The 23,706-nt window shown below is 62.7% G+C and carries 24 protein-coding genes and 1 pseudogene; 9 read left to right on the top strand and 16 right to left on the bottom strand.

Annotation, left to right across the window (positions count from 1 at the left end; translation table 11 throughout):
* The first annotated feature begins 88 nt into the window (after window positions 1-88).
* The gene (locus Q6A48_RS09795) at window positions 89-871 is read left to right on the top strand and encodes a PhzF family phenazine biosynthesis protein (protein WP_304553892.1); all 783 of its coding nucleotides are present in this window, start codon (window positions 89-91) and stop codon (window positions 869-871) included.
* Between the two features lie 74 nt (window positions 872-945).
* Here Q6A48_RS09795 and Q6A48_RS09790 read toward each other — a convergent pair whose 3' ends face one another.
* Complete coding sequence (locus Q6A48_RS09790; protein ID WP_304553891.1) at window positions 946-2,055, bottom strand: ABC transporter ATP-binding protein; 1,110 nt, start codon at window positions 2,053-2,055, stop codon at window positions 946-948.
* Window positions 2,052-2,972 carry an ornithine carbamoyltransferase gene (gene argF / locus Q6A48_RS09785; RefSeq protein WP_304553890.1) on the bottom strand — a complete coding sequence of 307 codons (921 nt, stop codon included), beginning with the start codon at window positions 2,970-2,972 and terminating at the stop codon, window positions 2,052-2,054. Before argF ends, Q6A48_RS09790 begins: the two co-directional genes overlap by 4 nt.
* A gap of 405 nt (window positions 2,973-3,377) precedes the next feature.
* Between argF and plzR the strand changes: the two genes are divergently transcribed.
* From plzR to grxD, 3 genes are all read left to right on the top strand, one after another.
* Window positions 3,378-3,665: a PlzR type 4 pili assembly inhibitor gene (plzR, locus tag Q6A48_RS09780; protein WP_304553889.1), complete on the top strand. Its 288-nt coding sequence runs from the start codon at window positions 3,378-3,380 to the stop codon at window positions 3,663-3,665.
* A gap of 131 nt (window positions 3,666-3,796) precedes the next feature.
* On the top strand, window positions 3,797-5,905 hold the full coding sequence (locus Q6A48_RS09775; RefSeq protein WP_304553888.1) for a molybdopterin oxidoreductase family protein: 2,109 nt from the start codon (window positions 3,797-3,799) through the stop codon (window positions 5,903-5,905).
* A 91-nt stretch (window positions 5,906-5,996) separates the two neighbouring features.
* Window positions 5,997-6,338 (top strand): Grx4 family monothiol glutaredoxin, encoded by a 342-nt coding sequence (grxD, locus tag Q6A48_RS09770; protein WP_304553887.1) that lies wholly within the window; start codon window positions 5,997-5,999, stop codon window positions 6,336-6,338.
* 134 nt (window positions 6,339-6,472) lie between these two features.
* Here grxD and bfr read toward each other — a convergent pair whose 3' ends face one another.
* Both bfr and Q6A48_RS09760 read right to left on the bottom strand, forming a co-directional pair.
* Entirely contained in the window at window positions 6,473-6,946 is a 474-nt protein-coding gene (gene bfr / locus Q6A48_RS09765) for a bacterioferritin (protein WP_003178701.1), read from the bottom strand.
* A gap of 198 nt (window positions 6,947-7,144) precedes the next feature.
* A complete protein-coding gene (locus tag Q6A48_RS09760) occupies window positions 7,145-7,363 on the bottom strand; it encodes a bacterioferritin-associated ferredoxin (protein WP_042729348.1) in 219 nt (72 codons plus the stop codon).
* Window positions 7,364-7,678: 315 nt separating this feature from the next.
* Between Q6A48_RS09760 and Q6A48_RS09755 the strand changes: the two genes are divergently transcribed.
* The gene (locus Q6A48_RS09755) at window positions 7,679-8,281 is read left to right on the top strand and encodes a peroxiredoxin (protein ID WP_304553886.1); all 603 of its coding nucleotides are present in this window, start codon (window positions 7,679-7,681) and stop codon (window positions 8,279-8,281) included.
* Between the two features lie 219 nt (window positions 8,282-8,500).
* Here the strand turns inward: Q6A48_RS09755 and rnt are convergent, their stop codons facing one another.
* A complete protein-coding gene (rnt, locus tag Q6A48_RS09750) occupies window positions 8,501-9,178 on the bottom strand; it encodes a ribonuclease T (RefSeq protein WP_304553885.1) in 678 nt (225 codons plus the stop codon).
* Window positions 9,175-10,221 carry a dihydroorotase gene (pyrC, locus tag Q6A48_RS09745; protein WP_304553884.1) on the bottom strand — a complete coding sequence of 349 codons (1,047 nt, stop codon included), beginning with the start codon at window positions 10,219-10,221 and terminating at the stop codon, window positions 9,175-9,177. The genes rnt and pyrC overlap by 4 nt, the downstream gene beginning before the upstream one ends.
* Before the next feature lie 190 nt (window positions 10,222-10,411).
* Between pyrC and Q6A48_RS09740 the strand changes: the two genes are divergently transcribed.
* Window positions 10,412-11,404, top strand: coding sequence for a flagellar protein MotY (locus Q6A48_RS09740; protein WP_304553883.1), 993 nt, complete (start codon window positions 10,412-10,414; stop codon window positions 11,402-11,404).
* A gap of 127 nt (window positions 11,405-11,531) precedes the next feature.
* Complete coding sequence (locus tag Q6A48_RS09735; protein WP_024779511.1) at window positions 11,532-12,749, top strand: argininosuccinate synthase; 1,218 nt, start codon at window positions 11,532-11,534, stop codon at window positions 12,747-12,749.
* Between the two features lie 215 nt (window positions 12,750-12,964).
* Here the strand turns inward: Q6A48_RS09735 and Q6A48_RS09730 are convergent.
* Window positions 12,965-13,288, bottom strand: a pseudogene (locus Q6A48_RS09730) (hypothetical protein); the annotation flags it as partial.
* Window positions 13,289-13,739: 451 nt separating this feature from the next.
* Here Q6A48_RS09730 and Q6A48_RS09725 point away from each other — a divergent pair.
* Window positions 13,740-14,366, top strand: coding sequence for a response regulator transcription factor (locus Q6A48_RS09725; protein WP_304553882.1), 627 nt, complete (start codon window positions 13,740-13,742; stop codon window positions 14,364-14,366).
* 63 nt (window positions 14,367-14,429) lie between these two features.
* On the opposite strand, the gene Q6A48_RS09720 is transcribed toward Q6A48_RS09725, so the two are convergent.
* The 8 genes from Q6A48_RS09720 to metG form a co-directional block, all read right to left on the bottom strand.
* Window positions 14,430-14,612 (bottom strand): PA3496 family putative envelope integrity protein, encoded by a 183-nt coding sequence (locus Q6A48_RS09720; protein WP_304553881.1) that lies wholly within the window; start codon window positions 14,610-14,612, stop codon window positions 14,430-14,432.
* A gap of 107 nt (window positions 14,613-14,719) precedes the next feature.
* Complete coding sequence (nth, locus tag Q6A48_RS09715) at window positions 14,720-15,358, bottom strand: endonuclease III (RefSeq protein WP_304553880.1); 639 nt, start codon at window positions 15,356-15,358, stop codon at window positions 14,720-14,722.
* Entirely contained in the window at window positions 15,355-15,888 is a 534-nt protein-coding gene (locus Q6A48_RS09710; protein WP_304553879.1) for an Rnf-Nqr domain containing protein, read from the bottom strand. The genes nth and Q6A48_RS09710 overlap by 4 nt, the downstream gene beginning before the upstream one ends.
* Window positions 15,881-16,489, bottom strand: a complete 609-nt coding sequence (locus Q6A48_RS09705; RefSeq protein ID WP_304553878.1) for an RnfABCDGE type electron transport complex subunit G — start codon at window positions 16,487-16,489, stop codon at window positions 15,881-15,883. Before Q6A48_RS09705 ends, Q6A48_RS09710 begins: the two co-directional genes overlap by 8 nt.
* Complete coding sequence (locus Q6A48_RS09700; protein WP_304553877.1) at window positions 16,486-17,472, bottom strand: RnfABCDGE type electron transport complex subunit D; 987 nt, start codon at window positions 17,470-17,472, stop codon at window positions 16,486-16,488. Before Q6A48_RS09700 ends, Q6A48_RS09705 begins: the two co-directional genes overlap by 4 nt.
* On the bottom strand, window positions 17,459-18,484 hold the full coding sequence (gene rsxB / locus Q6A48_RS09695; RefSeq protein WP_304553876.1) for an electron transport complex subunit RsxB: 1,026 nt from the start codon (window positions 18,482-18,484) through the stop codon (window positions 17,459-17,461). Before rsxB ends, Q6A48_RS09700 begins: the two co-directional genes overlap by 14 nt.
* A complete protein-coding gene (locus tag Q6A48_RS09690; protein ID WP_304553875.1) occupies window positions 18,481-19,053 on the bottom strand; it encodes an Rnf-Nqr domain containing protein in 573 nt (190 codons plus the stop codon). The genes rsxB and Q6A48_RS09690 overlap by 4 nt, the downstream gene beginning before the upstream one ends.
* Window positions 19,054-19,183: 130 nt before the next feature.
* Window positions 19,184-21,229, bottom strand: a complete 2,046-nt coding sequence (gene metG / locus Q6A48_RS09685) for a methionine--tRNA ligase (protein ID WP_304553874.1) — start codon at window positions 21,227-21,229, stop codon at window positions 19,184-19,186.
* A 334-nt stretch (window positions 21,230-21,563) separates the two neighbouring features.
* On the opposite strand from metG, the gene apbC reads away from it, so the two are divergent.
* Window positions 21,564-22,658, top strand: coding sequence for an iron-sulfur cluster carrier protein ApbC (gene apbC, locus Q6A48_RS09680; RefSeq protein WP_304553873.1), 1,095 nt, complete (start codon window positions 21,564-21,566; stop codon window positions 22,656-22,658).
* Between the two features lie 158 nt (window positions 22,659-22,816).
* Here apbC and Q6A48_RS09675 read toward each other — a convergent pair whose 3' ends face one another.
* Window positions 22,817-23,575, bottom strand: coding sequence for an SDR family oxidoreductase (locus tag Q6A48_RS09675; RefSeq protein ID WP_304553872.1), 759 nt, complete (start codon window positions 23,573-23,575; stop codon window positions 22,817-22,819).
* Window positions 23,576-23,706 lie beyond the last annotated feature (131 nt).

Genomic DNA, 23,706 nt, shown 5'->3' with positions numbered 1-23,706 from the left:
GTGTAGGGTGAAAATTTTCCGGATCTGTCACTGGATACGGCCGTTGCGGCCCTTCATGCTGGCGCATCGATAAAAAAGGAGAAGGGCCATGCAGCTTGCGTTTCATCAGGTCGATGCGTTCAGTGACCGGCCGTTTGGCGGCAACCCGGCGATGGTCTATCGGCTCGACGCCTGGCTCGCCGATGACTTGATGCAGAAGATCGCTGCCGAGCACAACCTGGCGGAAACCGCGTTCCTGGTGCGCGAGGGCCAGCAGTGGCACATCCGCTGGTTCACGCCCACCACGGAAGTCCCGCTCTGCGGGCATGCCACGCTGGCCAGTGCCCATGTGCTGTTCGAGGTCTATCACGAAACCGTAGCGCAGCTAGATTTCATCTCCCGGTCCGGCCCGTTGAGCGTTACCCGCGACCAGGGCCGGCTATGGCTGGACTTTCCGGCCATCGTGCCGGCCGAACTGGGCGTTTCCCTGGCGGTGCAGAGTGCGCTCAACGTGGAGGCGGTGGACGTGCTCAGTTGCAACGAGTTGTTCGTGGTGCTGGAGTCGGAGCAGGCGGTGCTCGATTGCAAGCCGGACATGGCAGCCCTGGCAAAACTGCCCTGGCCGGGGGCGATCGTCACCGCGCCGGGCAGCAAGCACGATTTCGTTTCGCGCTATTTCGCCCCGGCGATCGGCATCAACGAAGACCCGGTGACCGGCTCGACCCATTGCAGCCTGATTCCCTACTGGTCCAAGCGCCTGGGCAAGCTGGGGCTGACGGCCTACCAGTGCTCGACCCGGGGCGGGGCCCTGTTCTGCCGGCTGGAAGGGGAGCGGGTGAAGATTGGCGGGGATGCGCGGCTGGTGGCCAGTGGAACGTTGACCTTGAGTTGAATCGTGGTGAGTGAGTTTGTGTGGCGAGGGAGCTTGCTCTCTCGCCACACAGCCGATCCGGCGCATCCAACGCCTCAGCTGGCGTTGCTGTAGCGCCGTACACCGCTGTCCACCGGCGGGATATGGGCCGCCGTGCTGCCAGGCGCCTGGAACAGCACCAGATGCTCAGCCGCCACGCGAATGCCGACCCGGGCGCCGACCTGATGGTCGGCATGGCTCGGGAAAATCGACTCCAGTTGCGCGCCTGTCGGCAATTGCAGGCGATACAAGGTCGACGCGCCAAGGAAGGTCTTGTTGACGATCTGGGCGGTGAGGGCGCTGTCCGGGGCGTAGACGATGTCGTCCGGTCGCAGCAAGGCGTCCACCGCGGCGCCAATCGGCCAGGTATAGGCGCGGTTGCCGCGCAGGGTGCCCAGCTCGGTCTGCACCGATTCCGGGCTCTCGAGGCGGCCGCGAATGAAATAGCCCTGGCCGATGAAACTGGCCACGAATGGCGTCAGCGGTTCGTGGTAGAGGTTGTAGGGCGTGTCCCACTGTTCCAGTCGACCTTCCTTGAACACACCGACATGGTCACTGACGGCGAACGCTTCTTCCTGGTCGTGGGTGACCAGTATCGCGCTGGTGCCGCGGGCCTTGAGGATGTCCCTGACCTCATGGCTGAGCTTGCGCCGCAGCTCGCCATCAAGGTTGGAGAAGGGCTCGTCTAGCAACAGCAACTGAGGCTCCGGGGCCAGCGCTCGGGCCAGGGCCACGCGCTGTTGCTGGCCGCCGGACAGCTCATGGGGGAAGCGCTTGCCCAGGCCCTTCAGGTTCACCAGTTCCAGCAGTTCCTCGATCACGCGCGCCTTGTCAGGGTGCTTGCGGATGCCAAAGGCAACGTTTTCGGCCACGTTCAGATGGGGAAACAGCGCGTAGTCCTGGAACACCATGCCGATGCGGCGTTTTTCTGGGGCGAGGGTGAAGCCGGCGCGGGAGATGGTTTCCCCGGCCAGCTGGATCTCGCCTTCGTGCACCGGCTCGAAACCGGCAATGGCGCGCAACGTCGTGGTCTTGCCGCACCCGGATGAACCGAGCAGGCAACCGATGTCGCCGGCGTTGAGGTGTAGGTTGAGGTTCTGCACGACCCGCTGGCCCTGGTAGCCACAGGCCAGGTTGTGCAAGTTCAACAACAAGGGCTGGCTCATGCGTGGTGGTACGCCGGCTCGACCAGGAACTCGAGCAGGGCCTTCTGGGCATGAAGGCGGTTCTCTGCCTGGTCCCAGGCCACCGAGCGCGGGTCGTCCAGCAGGTCGACACTGATCTCTTCACCCCGGTGGGCCGGCAGGCAGTGCATGAACAGCACGTCGGCATCGGCCAGGTCGAGCAGGGCGCGGTTGACCTGCAGCGGAGCGAACAATTCGAGGCGCTTGGCGGTTTCTTCTTCCTGGCCCATGGAAGTCCAGACGTCGGTGCTCACCAGGTGTGCGCCGGCCACGGCCAGTTTCGGATCACGGACAATCGTCACCCGGTCGCCGGCCCTGGCGAGCAGCGTGGCATCGGGGTCATAGCCTTCGGGGCAGGCAATGCGCAGTTGGAAATCGAACTGCATCGCCGCTTCTATATAGCTGTTGCACATGTTGTTGCCGTCGCCGATCCAGGCCACGGTCTTGCCTTGGATCGAGCCACGGTGTTCGAGGAATGTCTGCATGTCGGCCAGCAACTGGCAGGGATGCAGGTCATCGGACAGGCCGTTGATCACCGGCACGCGGGAGTGGGCCGCGAATTCGGTCAGGGTGCTGTGGGCAAAGGTGCGGATCATCACCGCATCCAGCATGCTCGACATGACGATGGCGCAATCGCCGATGGGTTCGCCACGGCCCAGCTGGGTGTCACGGGGCGACAGGAAGATCGCCTGGCCGCCCAGCTGGATCATGCCGGCTTCGAAGGAGATGCGGGTGCGAGTCGATGACTTCTCGAAGATCATCCCCAGCACCCGGTTTTTCAAGGGCTCGAACAGTACGCCGCGGTTACGCAGGTCCTTGAGCTCCACGCCTCGACGGATGACGCCGAGCAACTCATCGGGCGTGAAATCCATCAGGGAGAGAAAGTGCCTTGCGCTCATGATTGACTACCTTTTTTTGTTACTGACCGCAGATGCTCAAAGCCATGTTTCAAGGAAAACGGGCGAGACCTGCGGCAAAAGCCGCACGGGGCGACGAAAATAGGGGAAGGCGCGATATTGACATTAAATGTCGCGTCTTACCAATAGGGCTACGGTTCTTGGGGATTCAGCGAGGCCAGCACCGGGGCTGCAATGGCGGGTCCGGGGCCGTTTTCGTGACGGCAGCGAGCCTTTGTACACCGCCGTCGCGCCGCTTGGCAATCAAGCGGGACGGGGCCTGCGTGGGCCGGGAGAGGTTTTCGCTGGCCCTGGCACGCGTCCGCCTGCCCGCCGGTGGCGGTGAAACATTTCCTAATGCAAGGGCGTGGGTTATAAATGAACCCCGCGTGACACTGGAGCCCCGAAATGGATTCGAAAGAGCAGCAACTGATGGAATTGCTAGGGCTGACGGCACGTACGCTGACGCACCTGACTGCTTCGGTGACGTCCATGTCATTCGAGTTGTTGCGCAGCGAGGATGAGGTGACCAAGGCCGCGGCCCGCCGAATGATCGATCGCATGGCGACTATCAGCAGCGGCATCGATGAGCACTGGCGTCTGATCGGCGAATTGACCGGCGAGCCCATCACCCAGGAACTGGTGGAGACCGTCGAGGAGATCCAACTGTTGGCGCCGCCGCCCGACCGGCCTTGACGGCACTGCATCGGCGGGCCTGATGCCCGCCAATTCACGGGACGAACGTCGCTGGCGCTGGCGGGTATCACGCGCCATAGTTTTGTTCCCGCGGCCGACAGGGCCCGCTACGAATAAAACAGAGGCTGGCCATGACCAAGACTCTTCACCACCGTGCGTGCCATCTGTGCGAAGCCATCTGTGGCTTGACCCTCGAAACCACCGAAACCGAAGGCCAGGGCCTGGCGATCACCTCGATCAAGGGCGACGCCCTGGACAGCTTCAGCCGCGGCCACATCTGCCCCAAGGCGGTGGCCCTGCAAGACATCCAGAATGATCCGGACCGCTTGCGCCAGCCCATGCAGCGCGTCGGTAACGAATGGCAACCCATCGCCTGGGACGCGGCCTTCGCCCTGGTCGCCGAGCGCCTGGCGGATATCCAGGCCCGTCATGGCCAGAACGCGGTGGCGGTCTATCAAGGCAACCCCAGCGTGCACAATTACGGGCTGATGACCCACAGCAACTATTTCCTTGGCCTGTTGAAGACCCGTAGCCGCTTCTCGGCGACCTCGGTGGACCAACTGCCCCATCATCTGACCAGCCACCTGATGTACGGCCATGGCTTGCTGATCCCGATCCCGGACATCGACCACACCGACTTCATGCTGATCCTGGGCGGTAACCCGCTCGCCTCCAACGGCAGCATCATGACCGTGCCGGACGTGGAAAAACGCCTCAAGGCCATCCAGGCCCGTGGCGGCAAGGTGGTGGTGGTCGATCCACGCCGCAGCGAGACGGCCGCCATCGCCGACCAGCATGTCTTCGTACGCCCCGGTGGCGACGCGGCGCTGTTGCTGGGCCTGCTCAACACGCTGTTCGGCGAAGGCCTGGCTCGTGACAGCCACCTGCCAGTGGACGACCTGGACCGGGTACGCGAGGCTGTCGAGCGTTTCACCGCTGAAGCGATGAGCCCGCTCTGTGCGGTACCGGCGACGCAGATCCGCCAACTGGCCCGGGATTTCGCCGCCGCGCCGTCAGCGGTCTGCTACGGGCGGATGGGGGTCTCGACCCAGGCCTTCGGCACCTTGTGCCAGTGGCTGATCCAGGTGATCAACCTGGTCACCGGCAACCTCGACCGCGTGGGCGGGGCGTTGTGCACCGAGCCGGCGGTGGACCTGGTGGCGACCACCTCGGGCGGGCATTTCAACCGTTGGCAGAGCCGCGTGTCCGGGCGTCCCGAGTACGCAGGGGAGTTGCCCGTGTCGACCCTCGCCGAGGAAATGCTCACCGAAGGGGAGGGCCAGGTCCGCGCGCTGGTCACCGTCGCGGGCAACCCGGTGCTGTCCACGCCCAACGGGCGGCAATTGGAACAGGCGCTGGATGGCCTGGAGTTCATGGTCAGCATCGACTTGTACATCAACGAGACCACGCGCTACGCCGACCTGATCCTGCCCTCGACGTCGGCGCTGGAAAACGATCATTACGACACCACGTTCAATGTGTTTGCGGTACGCAACGTCACCCGGTTCAACCGGGCGATCCTGCCCAAGCCCGAGGGTGCGTTGCACGACTGGGAGATTTTCGTCGGCCTGGCCAAGGCCTTCGCGGCGCGGACCGGCAAGGAACTCAAGCCCACCCTGCCGCCGGCGCAAATGATCGATGTCGGCTTGAGGGCCGGGGCGTACGGCGATGGCTCGCCCCACAAGTTGTCCCTGGCGACGCTGTTCGATCATCCCCATGGCATCGACCTGGGGCCGCTCAAGCCGAACCTGGCCTCGCGCCTGAAAACCGCGAACCAGCGCGTGCAGGCCGCGCCAGCGGTGATCCTCGCCGATATCGAGCGCTTTGCCACGGTGCAGGCCCCCGCGGCGGACGAGTTGCTGATGATCGGCCGCCGCCATGTGCGCAGCAATAATTCCTGGATGCACAACTTCCATCGGCTGGTGAAGGGCAAGCCCCGTCACCAATTGCTGATGCACCCGGACGACCTCGCCAGCCGAGGCCTGGTCGATGGCCAGCGGGTGAAGGTCAGCTCCCGGGTGGGCACCATCGAGGTCGAGGTCCAGGGCAGCGCGGACATGATGAAGGGCGTGGTCAGCCTGCCCCACGGTTGGGGGCATGCCCGGCCGGGTGTGCAGATGAGCATCGCCAGCGGCCAGCCGGGCTCCAGCGCCAATGACCTGACCGATGAATGCCAATTGGACGAGCTGTCCGGCAACGCGGCGCTTAATGGTGTACCGGTGAAGGTCGCGGCTGCGTGAATTTGTCCCTGGGACAGCACGCTCGGCTTTCCGTTACAATGCGTCACCGTGTCGACGACTTAAGTCGCAGAAGTTCAAGCCGAGGTGCTCCATGGATATCATCGAAACGATCAAAGACCAGATTGCCAACAACACCGTCCTGCTCTACATGAAAGGCGCGCCGAACGCTCCGCAATGCGGCTTCTCGGCGAAGGCTGCCCAGGCGGTGATGGCGTGTGGCGAGAAGTTTGCCTACGTCGACATCCTGCAGAACCCGGAAATTCGCGCCAACCTGCCCAAGTACGCCAACTGGCCTACCTTCCCGCAACTGTGGGTGGCCGGCGAGCTGATCGGCGGCAGCGACATCATGACCGAGATGGCGGCCGACGGCTCCCTGCAGGCCACGATCAAGGCGGCCGTGGAAAAAGCGGCAGCGAACAAGACCGAAGCCTGATCGAAGCCCTGTCCAACCTCGGCGGTTGGACAGGGCTCTTGCAGTCGTTTTGTGTCTGGCCTGGAAAACGGCCAACAAAAAGCCCCGCCTCTCACAAGAGGGCGGGGCTTTTTAGTGGCTCGCTGGGCGAGAAGTTACTCTTCGCCCATCTGCGATTGCAGGTAGTTTTCAAGACCCACTTTGTCGATCAGGCCCAATTGGGTTTCCAGCCAGTCGATGTGCTCTTCCTCGGACTCGAGGATGTCTTCCAGCAGTTCGCGGCTACCGAAGTCGCCAACGCTTTCGCAATGGGCAATGGCGGCTTTCAGGTCGGCATGGCCAGTGCGCTCGATGCGCAGGTCGCACTCCAGCATTTCCCGGGTGTGTTCGCCAATGTGCAACTTGCCCAGGTCCTGAACGTTAGGCAGGCCTTCGAGAAACAGGATGCGCTTGATCAGCTTGTCCGCGTGTTTCATCTCGTCGATGGATTCGTGGTACTCGTGCTTGCCCAGCTTGTTCAGGCCCCAATCCTCGTACATGCGCGCATGCAGGAAGTATTGGTTGATCGCGACCAGTTCATTGGCAAGGATCTTGTTGAGATGCTGGATGACTGTGATGTCGCCTTTCATGTTGAGGCCTGCCCTGTAATAGCTGTGTATGGGCAGAGTTTGAGCCGCGCATTTACCAGTGTCAAACCTAAGTTATTGAATAATAAATGAAAATTAATCGGAATAAGAATGTTTGTGTTCCGCGTCTTGACGCTAACCAATTGATTTACAGACATAAAAAAACCGGACATGGCGTCCGGTTCCTTGAAATGCTGTTTGTTACGCCGCGGTAAATTCTACCGGGTAGGGAATGGCGGCCTGGGCCGTCTGTACCTTGGCGAGGGTTTCACGTACCACTTCCTTGGCCAGGCAGGCGCATTTGCCGCATTGGCTGGCTACGCCGGTGGCCTGGCGGACTTCGCGATAGCTGCAGCAACCTTCATAGATCGCTTCGCGGATTTGCCCGTCGGTGACGCCAGTGCAGAGGCATACATACATAAGTGAGAACCGTCGCTGGTTGTGACTCAATTGAGACGGATCTTAATGTTAACGAGAATGATTGTCAAAGTGGTTTCTGGAACCCTTGGCCTGCAGCGGCACCTGCCTGACGAACGGTCCGGGCCAGGGGCGTGGCGGGATTATGAAGCGATACATTGATTTTTCAATGCCGTGGAAAAACCGTTGAAGACAGTCCAAATGCCCGGTGTATGATGGTCGGTCCTTGCAAAGCGGGTTCGTGTCACAGGGCTGTCGCCCGAGGGTGACAGGCTGGCCCGGACCTTGTTTTCACGTTACTACACCAGGAGATATCCAATGAGCGTACTCGTAGGCAAACAAGCCCCTGACTTCACCGTGCCAGCCGTCCTCGGCAACGGCGAAATCGTCGACAGCTACACCCTGTCCTCGGCCATCAAAGGCAAATACGGCCTGGTGTTCTTCTACCCACTGGACTTCACCTTCGTCTGCCCATCCGAGCTGATCGCACTGGATCACCGCATGGACGACTTCAAGGCGCGCAACGTCGAAGTGATCGCTGTCTCGATCGACTCGCATTTCACCCACAACGCCTGGCGCAACACCCCGATCAACAATGGCGGTATCGGCCAGGTGAAATACACCATGGCTGCCGACATGAAGCACGAGATCGCCAAGGCCTACGACGTTGAGTCCGAAGGCGGCGTGGCTTTCCGTGGCGCTTTCCTGATCGACGACAAAGGCGTGGTGCGTTCGCAGATCATCAACGACCTGCCGCTGGGTCGTAACATGGAAGAGCTGATCCGTCTGGTTGACGCCCTGCAATTCCACGAAGAGCACGGCGAAGTGTGCCCAGCCAACTGGAAGAAAGGCGACAAGGGCATGATCGCATCGCCTGAAGGCGTTGCCACCTACCTGGGCGAGCACGGCGACAAGCTGTAAGCCCGCAAGGCATGAAAAAACCGGCCCTCGATAGGCCGGTTTTTTTATGCCTGTTTCAACCAGGTCATTTGCTGAAACAAGAGCCGTGCGGCGAGGGATTTATCTGTGGGAGCAAGGCTTGCCCGCGATGGCAGCGGTGCGGTCTTCCAGGAACCGAGTTGCCTGTGTCGCGAGCAAGCTTTGCTCCCACGAAGTTGGCCGCCACAAAGGCTCCACTCTTTAGTCGTCGAAATCCTGCCAGCCGCCCATTTCCTTCCACCGGTTGACGATGCCGCAGAACAGTTCGGCGGTCTTCTCGGTGTCGTAGCGGGCCGAATGCGCCTCGCGGCCATCGAAGTCGATGTCGGCCGCCTGGCAGGCCTTCGCCAGTACGGTCTGGCCGTAGGCCAGGCCGGCCAGGGTGGCCGTGTCGAAACTGGAGAACGGATGGAACGGGTTGCGCTTCATGTCCAGGCGCGCGACGGCGGCATTGAGGAAGCCCAGGTCGAAGCTGCTGTTATGACCCACCAGGATCGCCCGTTTGCAGCCGTTGGCCTTCAACGCCTTGCGCACGCCACGGAAGATGTCGGTCAGGGCCGTCTCTTCGCTCACGGCCATGCGCAGTGGGTGATCGAGCTTGATCCCGGTGAACTCCAGGGCCGCGGCTTCGACGTTGGCACCTTCGAACGGCTCGACGCGGAAGAAGTAGGTGTGGTCAGGGAACACGAAGCCCTTTTCGTCCATGCCGATGGTGGTGGCGGCGATTTCCAGGAGGGCATCGGTGGCGGAGTTGAAGCCGCCGGTCTCTACGTCGACGACAACCGGCAAGTAGCCGCGGAACCGGGCCGCCATCGGGTGGCGGGCGCCGCCCGGGCCACCGTTGCCTTCCAGTTCGTCGTCGAAATGTTCTTCACTCACGCGTTTTCCTCCAGCAGGCGCCAGCGCAGTTTTTCACCGGCGCGCAGCGGGATGACGGTCTGCTCGCCGAACGGCAGGCTGACAGGGGCGGTCCACTCGTCGCGGACCAGGGTAATACGGTCGGTGTTCACCGGCAGGCCGTAGAAACGCGGGCCGTGCAGGCTGGCGAAGCCTTCGAGCTTGTCCAGGGCATCGCGCTGTTCGAACGCCTCGGCATACATCTCGATGGCGGCGTAGGCGGTGTAGCAACCGGCGCAACCGCAGGCGGCCTCCTTGGCGTGGCGGGCGTGGGGCGCCGAGTCCGTGCCGAGGAAAAACTTGGCGTTGCCGCTGGTGGCCGCGTCGAGCAGCGCCTCCTGGTGGGTGTTGCGCTTGAGGATCGGCAGGCAATAGAAGTGCGGCCGGATCCCGCCCACCAGCATGTGGTTGCGGTTGTACAGCAGGTGATGCGCGGTAATGGTCGCGCCCACGTTGGCCGGGGCCTCGTTGACGAACTGCACGGCATCGCCGGTGGTGATGTGTTCGAACACCACCTTGAGGGTCGGGAAGCGTTCCACGACGCGGCGCATGTGCTCGTCGATGAAGATTTTCTCGCGGTCGAATACATCGACGTCGCCGCGGGTCACTTCACCGTGGATCAACAATGGCATGCCGACTTCGGCCATGGCCTCCAGCGCCGGGAAGATCTTGTCGATGCTGGTGACGCCGGAGTCCGAGTTGGTGGTGGCGCCAGCCGGGTACAGCTTGGCCGCGTGGACAAAACCGCTGGCCTTGGCGTCGCGGATCTCTTCGGGCTGGGTGCGGTCGGTGAGGTACAACACCATCAGCGGTTCGAAGCGGGTGCCCGCCGGGCGTGCGGCGAGGATGCGCTGGCGATAGCCATCGGCCTCGGCGGCGTTGCGCACGGGCGGAACCAGGTTAGGCATGATGATTGCGCGCCCGAAGGTGCGCGCGACATCGGCGACGGTATGGGTCAACACAGCACCATCGCGAAGATGAATATGCCAGTCGTCGGGACGCAGCAGGGTCAGGCGGTCGGACATTGGGGGGCTTCCAGGCGGGTCAAACTCTGGGGAATGCTACCGGAAAAGACCGATTCAGGCACCCGCTATCAAGTTCTGGCGCCAGCGACCGATAGCTCCTACAGGTACGCCACGAATCCCTGGGGTGCCTGGGACCTGCGTCAGACTCTCAGTGGGTGTCGAACTTTGTAAAAAGCCAGTGGAGCCTCCCGTGCGCCAGCGTTATCTAGCCTTGCTCAGTGTGTTTGCCAGCCTTCCCGCGATGGCGCTCACTTTCCAGACCCGTCTGGAGAGCATTGAGTGGACGGTCGAAGGCGACAAGTTCGAGTGCCGGCTGAGCCAGCCGATCGCCGATTTCGGCAGCGGCGAGTTCGTGCGCCGGGCCGGTGAGCAGGCCACGTTCCGCCTCAAGGCCTATAACCCGATGCTGGGCGGCGGTTCCGCCACCCTGTTGGCGGCGGCGTCGCCCTGGCAGCCGGGGCGTGGCGACATCAACCTGGGGTCGGTCAGGATCGGCAGTGGCGACGTGCTGTTCAACAGTTCCCAGGCCCAGGCGGGGCGCCTGATCAGCGGGCTGATGGAAGGTCGCAGCCCGGTGGTGCGCCGTAACAGCGAGGACGGACGCGTCTCGGAAGTCCGCCTGCTGCCGGTACGCTTCAACAAGGCCTTCAACGACTATCAGGGCTGCGTGGCAAAACTGTTGCCAAAGAATTTCGAACAGATCAAGCAGACCCAGATCGCCTTCCCTGGCGAGTCCATCGAACTCGATGCCCGCGCCAAGGCGCAATTGCAGGTGATGCTCGACTTCATCAAGGCCGATCCGAGCGTCAACCATGTCGAACTCGACGGTCACTCCGACAACAGCGGCAATCGCCTGACCAATCGCGAACTGTCGCGCCGCCGCGCCCTGGCGGTGCAGGAGTTCTTCAAGGCCAACGGCTTCCAGGAATCACAGATCACTGTGCGTTTCCACGGTGAGCGCTACCCCCTGGCGCCCAATACCACCGCCGCCAATCGGGCCAAGAACCGCCGCGTGGTCGTGCAACTGGCGCGCGTGGAACCTGCCCAGGCTCCCGCGCCGGCAGCGCAACCCACGCCACCGCCAGCGCCGGTCGCCGCACCGGCCAAGGCTCCGGCACCTGCCGCTGCGCCGGCCAAGACACCGGCCGCGGCGCCAGCGGCGACCGCTGCGCGCACGTCCTGATCCTGCGCGGTCGTCGCGCGTTCGACATAATCTGTCGCTTCGTCGTCATAAGCTGTCGCGCCTCTGTAAATTATTCGCGCTGGACGTTAGACTTCCCGGCTTTCCGTACAACCCGTGGAGTGATGGCATGGCGGACGTAAACAAGGTCGTTCTGGCGTATTCCGGCGGCCTGGACACTTCGGTGATCCTCAAGTGGCTGCAGGACACTTATAACTGCGAAGTGGTGACCTTCACCGCTGACCTGGGGCAGGGCGAAGAAGTCGAACCTGCACGCGCCAAGGCTCAGGCCATGGGCGTCAAAGAGATCTACATCGATGACCTGCGCGAAGAGTTCGTCCGCGACTTCGTGTTCCCGATGTTCCGCGCCAACACCGTTTACGAAGGCGAGTACCTGCTGGGTACTTCCATCGCCCGTCCGCTGATCGCCAAGCGCCTGATCGAAATCGCCAACGAAACCGGCGCCGATGCCATTTCCCACGGCGCCACCGGCAAGGGCAACGACCAGGTCCGTTTCGAACTGGGCGCCTACGCCCTCAAGCCAGGTGTGAAAGTCATCGCCCCGTGGCGCGAGTGGGACCTGCTGTCCCGTGAAAAACTGATGGACTACGCCGAGAAGCACGCGATTCCGATCGAGCGTCACGGCAAGAAGAAGTCGCCGTACTCGATGGACGCCAACCTGCTGCACATCTCCTATGAAGGTGGCGTGCTGGAAGACACCTGGACCGAGCACGAAGAAGACATGTGGCGCTGGACCGTCTCCCCGGAGAAGGCCCCGGACACCCCGCAGTACCTGGAACTGACCTATCGCAACGGCGACATCGTCGCCCTGGATGGCGTGGAGATGAGCCCGGCCACCGTGCTGGCGACCCTCAACCGCATCGGCGGCGAGCATGGCATCGGTCGCCTGGACATCGTCGAGAACCGCTACGTCGGCATGAAGTCCCGTGGTTGCTACGAAACCCCAGGCGGCACCATCATGCTGCGTGCCCACCGCGCCATCGAATCGATCACCCTGGACCGTGAAGTCGCTCACCTCAAGGATGAGCTGATGCCCAAGTACGCCAGCCTGATCTACACCGGCTACTGGTGGAGCCCCGAGCGCCTGATGCTGCAACAGATGATCGATGCGTCCCAGGTCAACGTGAACGGCGTCGTGCGCCTGAAACTGTACAAGGGCAATGTGATCGTCACCGGGCGCAAGTCCGATGACTCGCTGTTCGACGCCAACATCGCGACTTTCGAAGAAGACGGCGGTGCGTACAACCAGGCCGACGCGGCCGGCTTCATCAAGCTCAACGCCCTGCGCATGCGCATTGCGGCAAACAAGGGTCGCAAGCTGTTCTGACCCTGTCTGTAGAAAAACGGCCTGCCACGTGCAGGCCGTTTTTTTTGGGCGATCCTTTTTCCGGGCAGGGCTCAGCCAGCCTGCCTGTCCGCCGCGTCGCCAGCGCCCCGGCAGATGACATGCAGGGTGATGCAGGTCGTGTGCCTGGCGTGTTTGGGTTGCTGGCGCTGCCTGCACAGCACGCACAGGGGGCGCCGCGACTTGCGCCGAGGTCGATGATGTTGCATCGACGACGCCTTGCGCTTGTTTGCCCGGCGCAATATCCGTTTACGTCGACCGTTCGAACGATCGAGGGTCTCGATGAAGTGCCTGTTCTTGCGAAAGTCCGAGGGCGAATATAACGAGCGGTAGTTGAAGTTGAGTGTGGAAAAAAACAGCAATAACAGACAGAACGGAAAACTGATCAGGAACCAGAGATAGTACTCGCGATCGTCATCGTCCAGAAATGGCAGGGAGAGGGCTGCGGAAGTTTCCGACAGCGTTGCAAGTACAGCGATGAGGGTCATGGGGTTGGTAATGGTCTTCAGGGATTTGTTCATGATAGTTGCTCATGGAATAGGCTCGTGAGTGAGTGGGACGGGGTAGGGTTATTAATAACTAGTTCAATTTTTCGGCGCTGGCAACACGTGACATTGAGCGGGCTTGTCCTCACCTGTTTGTTATAGGTGCATGACGGGCACTTTAGATGCGGGGTATTTAACCGTTTCGTCGCCAACGCTATAGGAATGACTCGCCACGAGCGCCGCGTCCTGGGGAAACGCGTGGGGTACGCATTGTCCACCGGTTACCGGGAGATTAAGAAAGGTCGCTTCCAGGCTGGCGAAAAATTCATGACACATTTTTTCGGGGGGAATTTGTAGGATTTTTCTGTATAGCTTGTAGGTTTCGTCTTTCGCTGCGAGCGGCCAGGGGGGGGCGGCATGCCAAGGTAGAAATGACTAGGCTATTGTGCGTGCTCTAAAAATTCGAACAGCGAAGTTGGATTTGCCCATGAATAAAGTGCTGATCGTGGATGATCACCCCGTCATTCGTCTTGCTGTACGTTTGCTGATGGAGCGTCATGGTTATGAAGTTGTGGCCGAAACGGATAACGGCGTCGACGCGTTGCAACTTGCGCGGGACCTTGTTCCCGACATCGTTATTCTCGATATCGGTATTCCAAAGTTGGATGGCCTGGAGGTTATTGCCCGCCTGAGCGCCATTCCCTCGGCGATGAAAGTCCTGGTACTGACTTCACAGTCGCCCGGGCATTTCTCCATGCGGTGCATGCAGACGGGGGCGGCCGGGTATGTATGCAAGCAACAGGACCTTACCGAGTTGCTGAGTGCGATCAAGGCGGTATTGTCCGGCTACAGTTATTTCCCCAACCAGGCGCTGCATACCGTGCGTTCCAGCCTGGGTAACGCCAGCGAGTCGGATATGGTCGATCGTTTGTCCGGACGGGAAATGATGGTCCTGCAACAACTGGCTCGCGGAAAGACCAATAAGGAAATTGCCGATGGGATGTTTCTGAGCAACAAGACGGTCAGTACCTACAAGACACGTTTATTGTTGAAGCTCAATGCGCGTTCGCTGGTGGACCTGATCGAGTTGGCGCAACGCAATGGGTTGGTGTGAGCCCGGCGGCCATCCGTAGCCAATAAAAAAGCCTCCAGCAGGGAGGCTTTTAGGTGCCAGGGGTCACAGGTCGAAGTCGTAATCGGCCAACTGCTTCTGCAAGCGGCGTTCTTCCAGCAGGTTATCGATGGTGCGGCGTTTGCTCAGGTTGGTTTTCGCCACTTCCACGACCACAGGTTCCGCGTCGTCGGACTCAACGGCGATGAAATCGTCTTCTACATCCAGTTGTTCTTTGCCAGTACTCATGGGTTCGACTCCAGGCTAAGACTGCCATTGGCGCTCCTTATATCGATAAACCACGGGCGGGTAAAAAAGATTTTTTCAATCGACCAATCAATAAAACCAATAGCGCCTCAATCATCGGAAGTCTTGTGCTTGTATTCGCATAAATCTTCGATCCGGCAGCTGCCGCAGCGAGGCTTGCGGGCCAGGCATACATAGCGCCCGTGAAGAATCAGCCAGTGGTGGGAATCGAGGAGAAATTCCTTGGGCACGAACTTCATGAGCTTGCGCTCCACTTCCACCACGTTCTTGCCTGGGGCCAGCCCGGTACGGTTGCTGACGCGGAAGATATGCGTGTCGACCGCCATGGTCAGTTGCCGGAACGCGGTGTTGAGCACCACGTTGGCGGTCTTGCGGCCGACGCCCGGGAGGGCCTCCAGGGCTTCGCGGGTCTGCGGGACTTCGCTGCCGTGGCGTTCGATCAACAGGCGGCAGGTTTCGATGACGTTCTTGGCCTTGCTGTTGAACAGGCCGATGGTCTTGATGTACTCGGACAGCCCCTCGACGCCCAGGGCATGGATCGCCTCCGGCGTGTTGGCCACCGGGAACAGCTTGGCCGTGGCCTTGTTGACGCCGACATCGGTGGACTGCGCGGACAGGATTACCGCGATCAACAGCTCGAACGGCGAGGAGTAGGCCAGCTCGGTCTTCGGTTCCGGGTTGTCCTCGTGAAAGCGACGAAATATTTCCAGGCGTTTTGCGGCGTTCATGAGCGCGGCGTGTCCTTGGTGGGTGAATGAGGTCTGGCGGCCGTCCAGGCCTGGCGGGCCGCCAGCAACAGGCCGAGCAGGATGAACCCGCCCGGGGCAAGCGAGGCCAGGGGCAGGCCGCGGCCGATCAATTCGCGCGCGGCGCCCAGCCCGAGCATCCAGAGGCCGAACAGGCCAGCCAGCCCGAGGCGGGCGAGCAGGCGGCGCCCAATGAAGGTGTCTTGTCGCTCCAGCACCACGCAGCTCAAGGCGATCCAGCCCAGATAGAGGTCCGACACCCGGTACGGTTCCGGTACCCAGGCCTTCAGGAACAAGCCTGCGCACGCGGTGAGGGTGGCGGCCAGCACGACGCAGGCGAGCAAGCCTTGATGCGCGGTCAGGCGGTGTCGCACAGTATCCATCGCCGCGCCATGAACCATGGTGACCAAGGCCCAGGCCAACGCTGTTCCCAGTGCACCGGTCAACGAGGCGGTCGCGCCGATCAACGGGACGAGCAGCAGCCCGCGTGTCAGGGCCCAGGGTTTATTCATCCGCCGCTCCGGTCAGTTGGGCCCTGTGCTCGTCGAAGTAGCGCAGTGCGTCGTGGACCGCTTCGAGAACGGCCCGGGACGTCACGGTGGCGCCGGCCAGTTGGTCGAATGCCCCGCCGTCCTTTTTCAACGCCCAGGCGCTGTCGCCCGTCTGCTGGCGTGATTGGCCGGTGAAGGTTTGCAACCAGGCGTTCGGCCATCCGGCAATCGCCGCGCCCAGGCCGGGTGTTTCGGACTGATGCAGGGTTTTTACGCCCAGCAGGCGGCCTTGTACGTCGATCGCGATCAGCAGTTCGATGCTGCCTTCGTAGCCTGCCGCCTGGCTGCGCATCAGGAGCGCGCTGGGCTGGCCGGCGCGAGTGGCCCGGTAGGCCGCCAGCAGCGTGCTATGGGCCAGGGGCACCGCAGCCGCCATCACCGGCTGGGCCAACGGTTGGTTGTCGTAACGCTCCTGCGGCAATACTTCGAGCAGGGCGCGATTCTCCTTTGCCTGGCGCTGGGCCTCGATGCGCCCGGCCGTGCTCAGGTGCGCGAGGTACGTGGCACCGCTGCCGAGGGCAATCAGCCCGATCAGGATGGCCACGCCGCCGGGGTTGTTCATACCGGTTGCCGCCGTTGTCGCGCATCGGCCAGGCGGTCCAGCGCCGGGACGCCGAGGTTCATCAGCAACACCGCAAACGCCACGCCGTCGGGGTAGCTTCCCCAGGTGCGTATGGCGTAGGTCAGCAGCCCTACGCCGGCGCCGAACAGCAGGCGAGCGAGCGCCGCCTTGGCGCCCGAAACCGGTTCGGTCACGATGAAAAACGCGCCGAGCATGGTTGCGCCGGTGAGCAGGTGAAACAGTGGCGAGCCGTGGGAATCGGAGCCTGACCCGTTCCAGCAGAGCAGGCTGACAAGGAACAGGCTTGCCAGCATGCCCACCGGTGCGTGCCAACTGAACACCCGTTGCTGCAGCAGGAACAGGCCGCCCGCCAGGAACGCCAGGTTGACCCATTCGGCGCCCCGGCCACCGAAATGGCCAAACGCCGGGTCGTGGGCGAACAGCTCATCCATGGTCAGGCTCCGGTTGATCCGCAGGCTGTCCAATGCGGTTGCCCCGGCCCAGGCGTCGGGCGCCGGTGGCACGCCGAACACCTGGTGCAGGCCGTCCAGCAAGCCCATGCCGTGGGGCGCCGGCCATTGACTCAGGTGGGCAGGAAACGCCACCAGGACCAAGGCGTAGCCGAGCATGGCCGGGTTGAACGGGTTGGTGCCGACGCCGCCCCACAGGTGTTTGCCAAACAGCAGGGCGCAGGCCACCGCCGTGACGGTCAGCCACCAGGGGCCATACGCCGGCAGGGCCAGGGCCAGTAGGGTGGCGCTGACCAGCGCACTGCCATCGTACAGCTCAGGGGCAAGCGGTCGGCCGCGCAGGCGCAGCACCATCGCTTCGACTGCCAGCGCGGTCAGGCCGGCCAGCAACAGGTTCAGCGCGATGCCCCAGCCCTGGAACCACAGCAGCGCCAACACGCCCGGCAGCGTCGCCAGCAGCACCCGCTGCATGGCTGGGCGCAATCGATCGTCTACGGGCTCAGGGCGTGACATGGGTGTCCACCTGGCGCTCGGCGGCTTGCACCGCTTGTTCCAATGCCGAGATCTGGTCTGCCGGGGCCGCCGCCGCGCGCGCCTTGCTGAGTTCGGCACGGCGCATCGCCAATTGGATCTTGGCTCGCTTCAGGTCGGCGTCCTGCGTCGGTGCGGGGGCTGGAGCGGACGTTGGAGCCGCCTGGGGCGTGGCACTTTCAAGTTGCATCAGCGCCTGCTCTGCAGCTTCGAATTGGCGTTGCAGCACGATCAGTTGCGATTGCTGCTCGAAGGTCGGAGGGTGACCGAAGGCCTTCAAGGATTTGTTCAATTGCGCCCGGCTCATGGCCAGGTCGACCTTGGCTTTTTTCAAGGCAGCGTCGACGCTGGCGGCTTTTTGCGCCCGCACCCGTTCCAATGCGGCTTGCACCGGGTCGAGCGCCTGGGGTTGAGCTTGGGCCTGGGCGGCGCGTTGGGTGCGTGCCAGGCGTTCGGCCTGGCGCTGCTCTTCTTCACGACGCAAACGCGCATTGCGCTGTTCGAAGCGCCGGCGGGCATGGTTGCGTTTGGCCGCGCGGGCCTGTTGTTCTTCGAGGCTGAATGCCAGGCTGCCGACAATCGGCAGCACGCCCGCTGCCGGCAAGGGCCGCATCTCGATGCAGTCGACCGGGCAGGGCGCCACGCACAGGTCGCAGCCGGTGCACTCGTCGATGAGCACGGTGTGCATCAGCTTGGCCGCGCCGACAATCGCATCCACCGGACAGGCCTGGATGCACTTGGTGCAGCCGATGCACTCGGCCTCACGGATAAAGGCGATTTGCGCCGGCGCCGCGCCGCGGCTGGCGTCCAGTTCCAGCACCGGCACGTTCATCAGCTCGGCCAGGGCCGCGATGGTTTCCTGTCCACCCGGCGGGCACTTGTTGATCGGCTCGCCCGCGGCGATGCCTTCGGCGTAGGGCTTGCACCCTGGATGCCCGCATTTGCCGCATTGGGTTTGCGGCAGCAGGGCGTCGATAGTTTGAATCAGGCTCATGACTTGACCAGCCCGCGCAATCCGAGAAAAGCCACCGCCATCAGTCCGGCGCTGATCAACTGAATCGGCAGGCCCCGGAAGGGCAGGGCAACAGGGTGAGTGAGGGTGCGCTGGCGCAGGTCCTCGAACAGGCCCAGCACCAGCCAGAAACCCAACCCGCCCCCCAGGCCCAGGGCGACGGCGTGGCCCAGTCCCGAATCATCCTCGCCATTGAGCAGGGTGATGCCCAGGACGCCGGCATTGCCCAGCAGCAGCGGCCACAACCCGTCGAACGGCCATGCCGGCAACCAACGGGCCAGCGCGCGCAGCAACGGGCCGATCAGCAACACGCTCAATGACAGCCAGACCAACAGGCGCAGCGCCGTCAGTTGGGTCGGCACCAGCAGCCAATGATCGAGCAGATAACCCAGGGTGCCGACCGCCAGCATCAGGCCCGTCGTCGCCAGGCCCAGGGCGTGGACCTGGCGCCTGCCATCGGCGGCCAGCAGCGGATCGACGCCCAATGGCCAATGCAACACCAGGTTGTTGATCAGGGCCGCGCTGAACAGTGTGAGGAAGAGTTCGGTCATGGACGTAGGGGCGGCAAAGGGCCTGTTACAAGATGAGGCATTATCCGCCACGGGAGCAGGGTGGGCCAGATATGAAAATCCCACAGCCGCCTGCAAAGCGACTGTGGGATCGGTGCAGCGCGCCGTGGCGTTACTTGATCCGCTGGCCTGGCTTGGCGCCGCTGTCCGGGCTCAGCAGGTAGATTTCCTCGCCGCCGGGGCCCGCCGCCATCACCATGCCTTCGGACACGCCGAAGCGCATTTTGCGCGGCTTGAGGTTGGCGATCATCATCGTCAGCCGGCCTTCGAGCTTGGCGGGGTCCGGGTACGCGCTCTTGATGCCGGAGAAGACGTTGCGTTGCTCGTCGCCGATGTCCAGGGTCAGGCGCAGCAGCTTGTCGGCACCTTCGACGGCTTCGGCCTTGACGATCAATGCCACCCGCAGGTCCACGGCGGCAAAGGCGTCGAAGTCGATTTCCGGCGACAGCGGATCCTTGGCCAGCTCGCCATTGCCGGCCGGGGCACCGGTGTCGGTCTGGCTGGCGGCCAGGTCTTCCTTGGAGGCGTCGATCATGGCTTGGACCTTGGCGGAGTCGATGCGGGTCATCAGTGGCTTGAACGCGTTCAGTTGATGGTTGCTCAGCAGGGTCTGGTGATCGTTCCAGGTCAATGGCGCGACGTTCAGGAACGCCTCGGCATCGGCGGCCAGCAACGGCAACACCGGCTTGAGGAAGATCACCAGCTGGCGGAACAGGTTGATGCCCAGGGCGCAGATCGCCTGGACTTCTTCCTGCTGGCCTTCCTGCTTGGCCAGCGACCACGGCGCCTTGTCGGCGATCCAGGCGTTGGCACGGTCGGCCAGGGCCATGATCTCGCGCATGGCACGGGCGAAGTCGCGGCCCTCGTAGGCCTCGGCGATGCTCGGCGCGGCGGCCAGGAAGGCGTCGGTCAGTTCCGGCGCGGCGTTACCGGCGACCAGAACGCCAGCGTTGCCCTTGTGGATGAAGCCGGCGCAGCGGCTGGCGATGTTGACGACCTTGCCCACCAGGTCGGAATTGACCTTCTGCACGAAGTCGTCGAGGTTCAGGTCCAGGTCGTCGACGCCACGGCCGAGCTTGGCTGCGTAGTAGTAGCGCAGGTATTCCGGCGACAGGTGGTCCAGGTAGGTCCGCGCCTTGACGAAGGTGCCGCGGGACTTGGACATTTTCTGGCCATTGACGGTCAGGTAGCCGTGCACGTTGATACCGGTCGGTTTGCGGAAACCGGCGCCTTCGAGCATGGCGGGCCAGAACAGCGCGTGGAAGTTGACGATGTCCTTGCCGATGAAGTGATACACCTCGGCCGTGGAGTCCTTGCCCCAGAACGCGTCGAAGTCCAGCCCCGGCGTGCGGTCGCAAAGGTTCTTGAAGCTCGCCATGTAGCCGATGGGCGCGTCCAGCCACACGTAGAAATACTTGCCGGGCTCACCGGGGATCTCGAAGCCGAAGTACGGCGCATCGCGGGAAATGTCCCACTCTTGCAGACCGGCGTCGAGCCATTCGGCGAGCTTGTTGGCCACCGCGTCGTGCAACGTGCCGCTACGGGTCCAGGTTTGCAGCATCTGCTGGAAGTCCGGCAGCTTGAAGAAGAAGTGCTGGGAGTCCTTGAGCACCGGCGTCGCCCCGGAAATCGCCGATTTCGGGTCCTTCAGGTCGGTCGGTGCGTAGGTGGCGCCGCATTTTTCGCAGTTGTCGCCGTACTGGTCTTCGGTGCCGCATTTCGGGCAGGTGCCCTTGATGAAGCGGTCGGCCAGGAACATTTTCTTTTCCGGGTCGAAATACTGGGTGATCGAACGGGTGGCGATGTGCCCGGCGTCACGCAGTTTCAGGTAGATCTGGCTCGACAGCTCACGGTTTTCTTCGGCGTGAGTGGAGTGGAAGTTGTCGAAATCCACCAGGAACTCGGCAAAGTCGGCGCTGTGTTCGGCCTGGACGTTGGCGATCAGTTGTTCCGGGGTGATGCCTTCCTTTTCCGCGCGCAACATGATGGCCGAACCGTGGGCGTCGTCGGCGCAGACATAGATGCACTGGTTGCCGCGATGTTTCTGGAAGCGCGTCCACATATCGGTCTGGATGTATTCCAGCATATGGCCGAGGTGAATCGAACCATTGGCATAGGGCAGGGCGCTGGTGACGAGGATCTTGCGTGGCTCGGACATGGGGCTCGGCTACTTGATGAAACGGAGGTCGGCCACTATAAAGCGCCGGGAAATATATTTCACCCCGCGAGCCTTTTTCGAAACGGCGAAAGTATTGCGTCATGCGCAATTGTGGCGAGGGGATTTATCCCCGTTGGGGGGCGAAGCGCCCCTAAAGTCAGTCGACTCGGTCCACCGGGCACACTGACCGAGTGGATTTCAGGGCTGCTTCGCACCCAGCGGGGATAAATCCCCTCGCCACAGGAACGGTTTGCCCGGGTAATCGGGTCGCCACGACAGCATGCACGGCGTAGGATAGCGGCCTGTTTTCCCAGTCTTGCTATCGGAGTTGCCCATGAGCGCCGTCAATCGCGCAGCGGTGGAAGCCGTCCTTCGCCAGTACACCGACCCTTACCTGAACCAGGACCCGCTCAGCGCCGGATGCGTGCGCGCCATCGATGTCCAGGGCGATCGCGTCAGCGTCCAGTTGGAAATCGGCTACGCCGCCGACCTGTTCAAGAAAGGCTGGGCGCAAATGCTGCAGATGGCGATCGAGGGCCTCGACGGCGTCGCGGCCGCCCGGGTCGACATCACCAGCGTGATCGCCGCCCACAAGGCCCAGGCCCAGGTGCCGGGGCTGGCGAACGTGAAGAACGTGATCGCCGTAGCCTCGGGCAAGGGCGGCGTGGGCAAGTCCACCACCGCTGCCAACCTGGCCCTGGCATTGGCCCGTGAAGGGGCCAGGGTCGGGATCCTCGACGCCGATATCTACGGCCCGAGCCAAGGCATCATGTTCGGTATCGCCGAGGGCACCCGGCCACAGGTCAAGGACCAGAAGTGGTTCGTGCCGATCCAGTCCCACGGCGTGGAAGTCATGTCCATGGCGTTCCTCACCGATGACAACACACCGATGGTCTGGCGCGGGCCGATGGTGTCCGGGGCGCTGCTGCAACTGGTGACGCAGACTGCCTGGGGCGACCTCGATTACCTGGTGATCGACATGCCGCCAGGCACCGGCGATATCCAGCTGACCCTGGCGCAGAAAGTCCCGGTGGCCGGCGCGGTGATCGTCACCACGCCCCAGGACCTGGCGCTGCTGGATGCACGCAAGGGTGTGGAGATGTTCCGCAAGGTCAACATCCCGGTGCTGGGTGTGGTGGAGAACATGGCCGTGCACATCTGCTCGAACTGCGGGCATGCCGAGCACCTGTTCGGCGAAGGCGGCGGGGAAAAACTGGCGACCCAGTACGGCGTCGAACTGCTGGCCTCGCTGCCGCTGTCGATGGTGATCCGTGAACAGGCCGACGGCGGCAAGCCCACCGTGAGCGCCGAGCCGGACAGCCAGATCGCCATGGTCTACCAGGAACTGGCCCGCCACGTGGGCGCACGGATCGTGCTGCAGGAAGCCGCCATGCCGGCGATGCCGAACATCACGGTCAGTGACGATTGAATAAGCCGTAACACAATCCATTGCGCGAGCAAGTCCGTGGGAGCACAGCTTGCTCGCGATGGCGGCGTTACCTACAACACATTTGTTGGCGGTAGAACCGCTATCGCGAGCAAGCTGTGCTCCCAGGGCTCGCTCCCAGATTTTGTTAGGCGGTGGGCTTAGATCCGCAACCCGCCATCCATCTCCAGGATCCGGCCGGTGTAGTAGTCGTTCTCGAAGATGTACGCCGCCGAGTGAGCGATCTCCTCGGGCCTGCCCATGCGCTTGAGCGGGATACCCGAGGTCATCTTTTCCAGGGCCTCGGGTTTCATGCCCAGGGTCATTTCAGTCTCGATGAACCCCGGGGCGATGCCGGCGACGCGTATGCCGTAGCGCGCCAGTTCCTTGGCCCAGGTCACGGTGGCAGCGGCCACGCCGGCCTTGGCGGCGGAATAGTTGGTCTGGCCGACGTTGCCGGCGCGGGAAATCGAGGAAATGTTGATGATCGCGCCGCTGTTCTTCAACTCGACCATTTTCGCCGCCACTTCGCGGGTGCACAGGAACACGCCGGTGAGGTTGACGTCGATCACGGCTTGCCACTGGGCCAGGCTCATCTTGCTCATCTCGCCGTCCTTGACCTTGAGCAGCAAGCCGTCGCGCAGGATCCCGGCGTTGTTGATCAAGCCGTGGATCGCGCCGAAATCCTCGGCTACCCGGGCGACCATGTCGCACACTTGTTCTTCATTGGCGACGTTGCACAGGTACGCCCGGGCTTCGACACCTATGGCCACGCAAGCGGCCACCGCCTGGTCGAGTTTTTCCTGGCTGAGGTCGACCAGGGCCAGTTTCGCGCCCTTGCGCGCCAGGTACTCGGCCATGGAGCGACCCAGGCCCTGGCAACCGCCAGTGATAATGATTACTTTGTCAGTGAGTTGCATGTGCGTGTCCCGGCATGGCGAAGCGGTTGAGAGAGTTGGGTGGACGGGCGCTCCCGGGCAGCGACTGGACCGCTGCACCGAAGACCTGTCCGACGGCACCTGGGAACATAGTCCAGCTGCTTGATCGTATT

The organism is Pseudomonas citrullilanati (genome assembly GCF_030580855.1).
Classification (GTDB): domain Bacteria; phylum Pseudomonadota; class Gammaproteobacteria; order Pseudomonadales; family Pseudomonadaceae; genus Aquipseudomonas; species Aquipseudomonas citrulli.
Note: the sequence above shows the minus strand (reverse complement) of the source record. Positions and strands in the feature narration are given on the sequence as shown.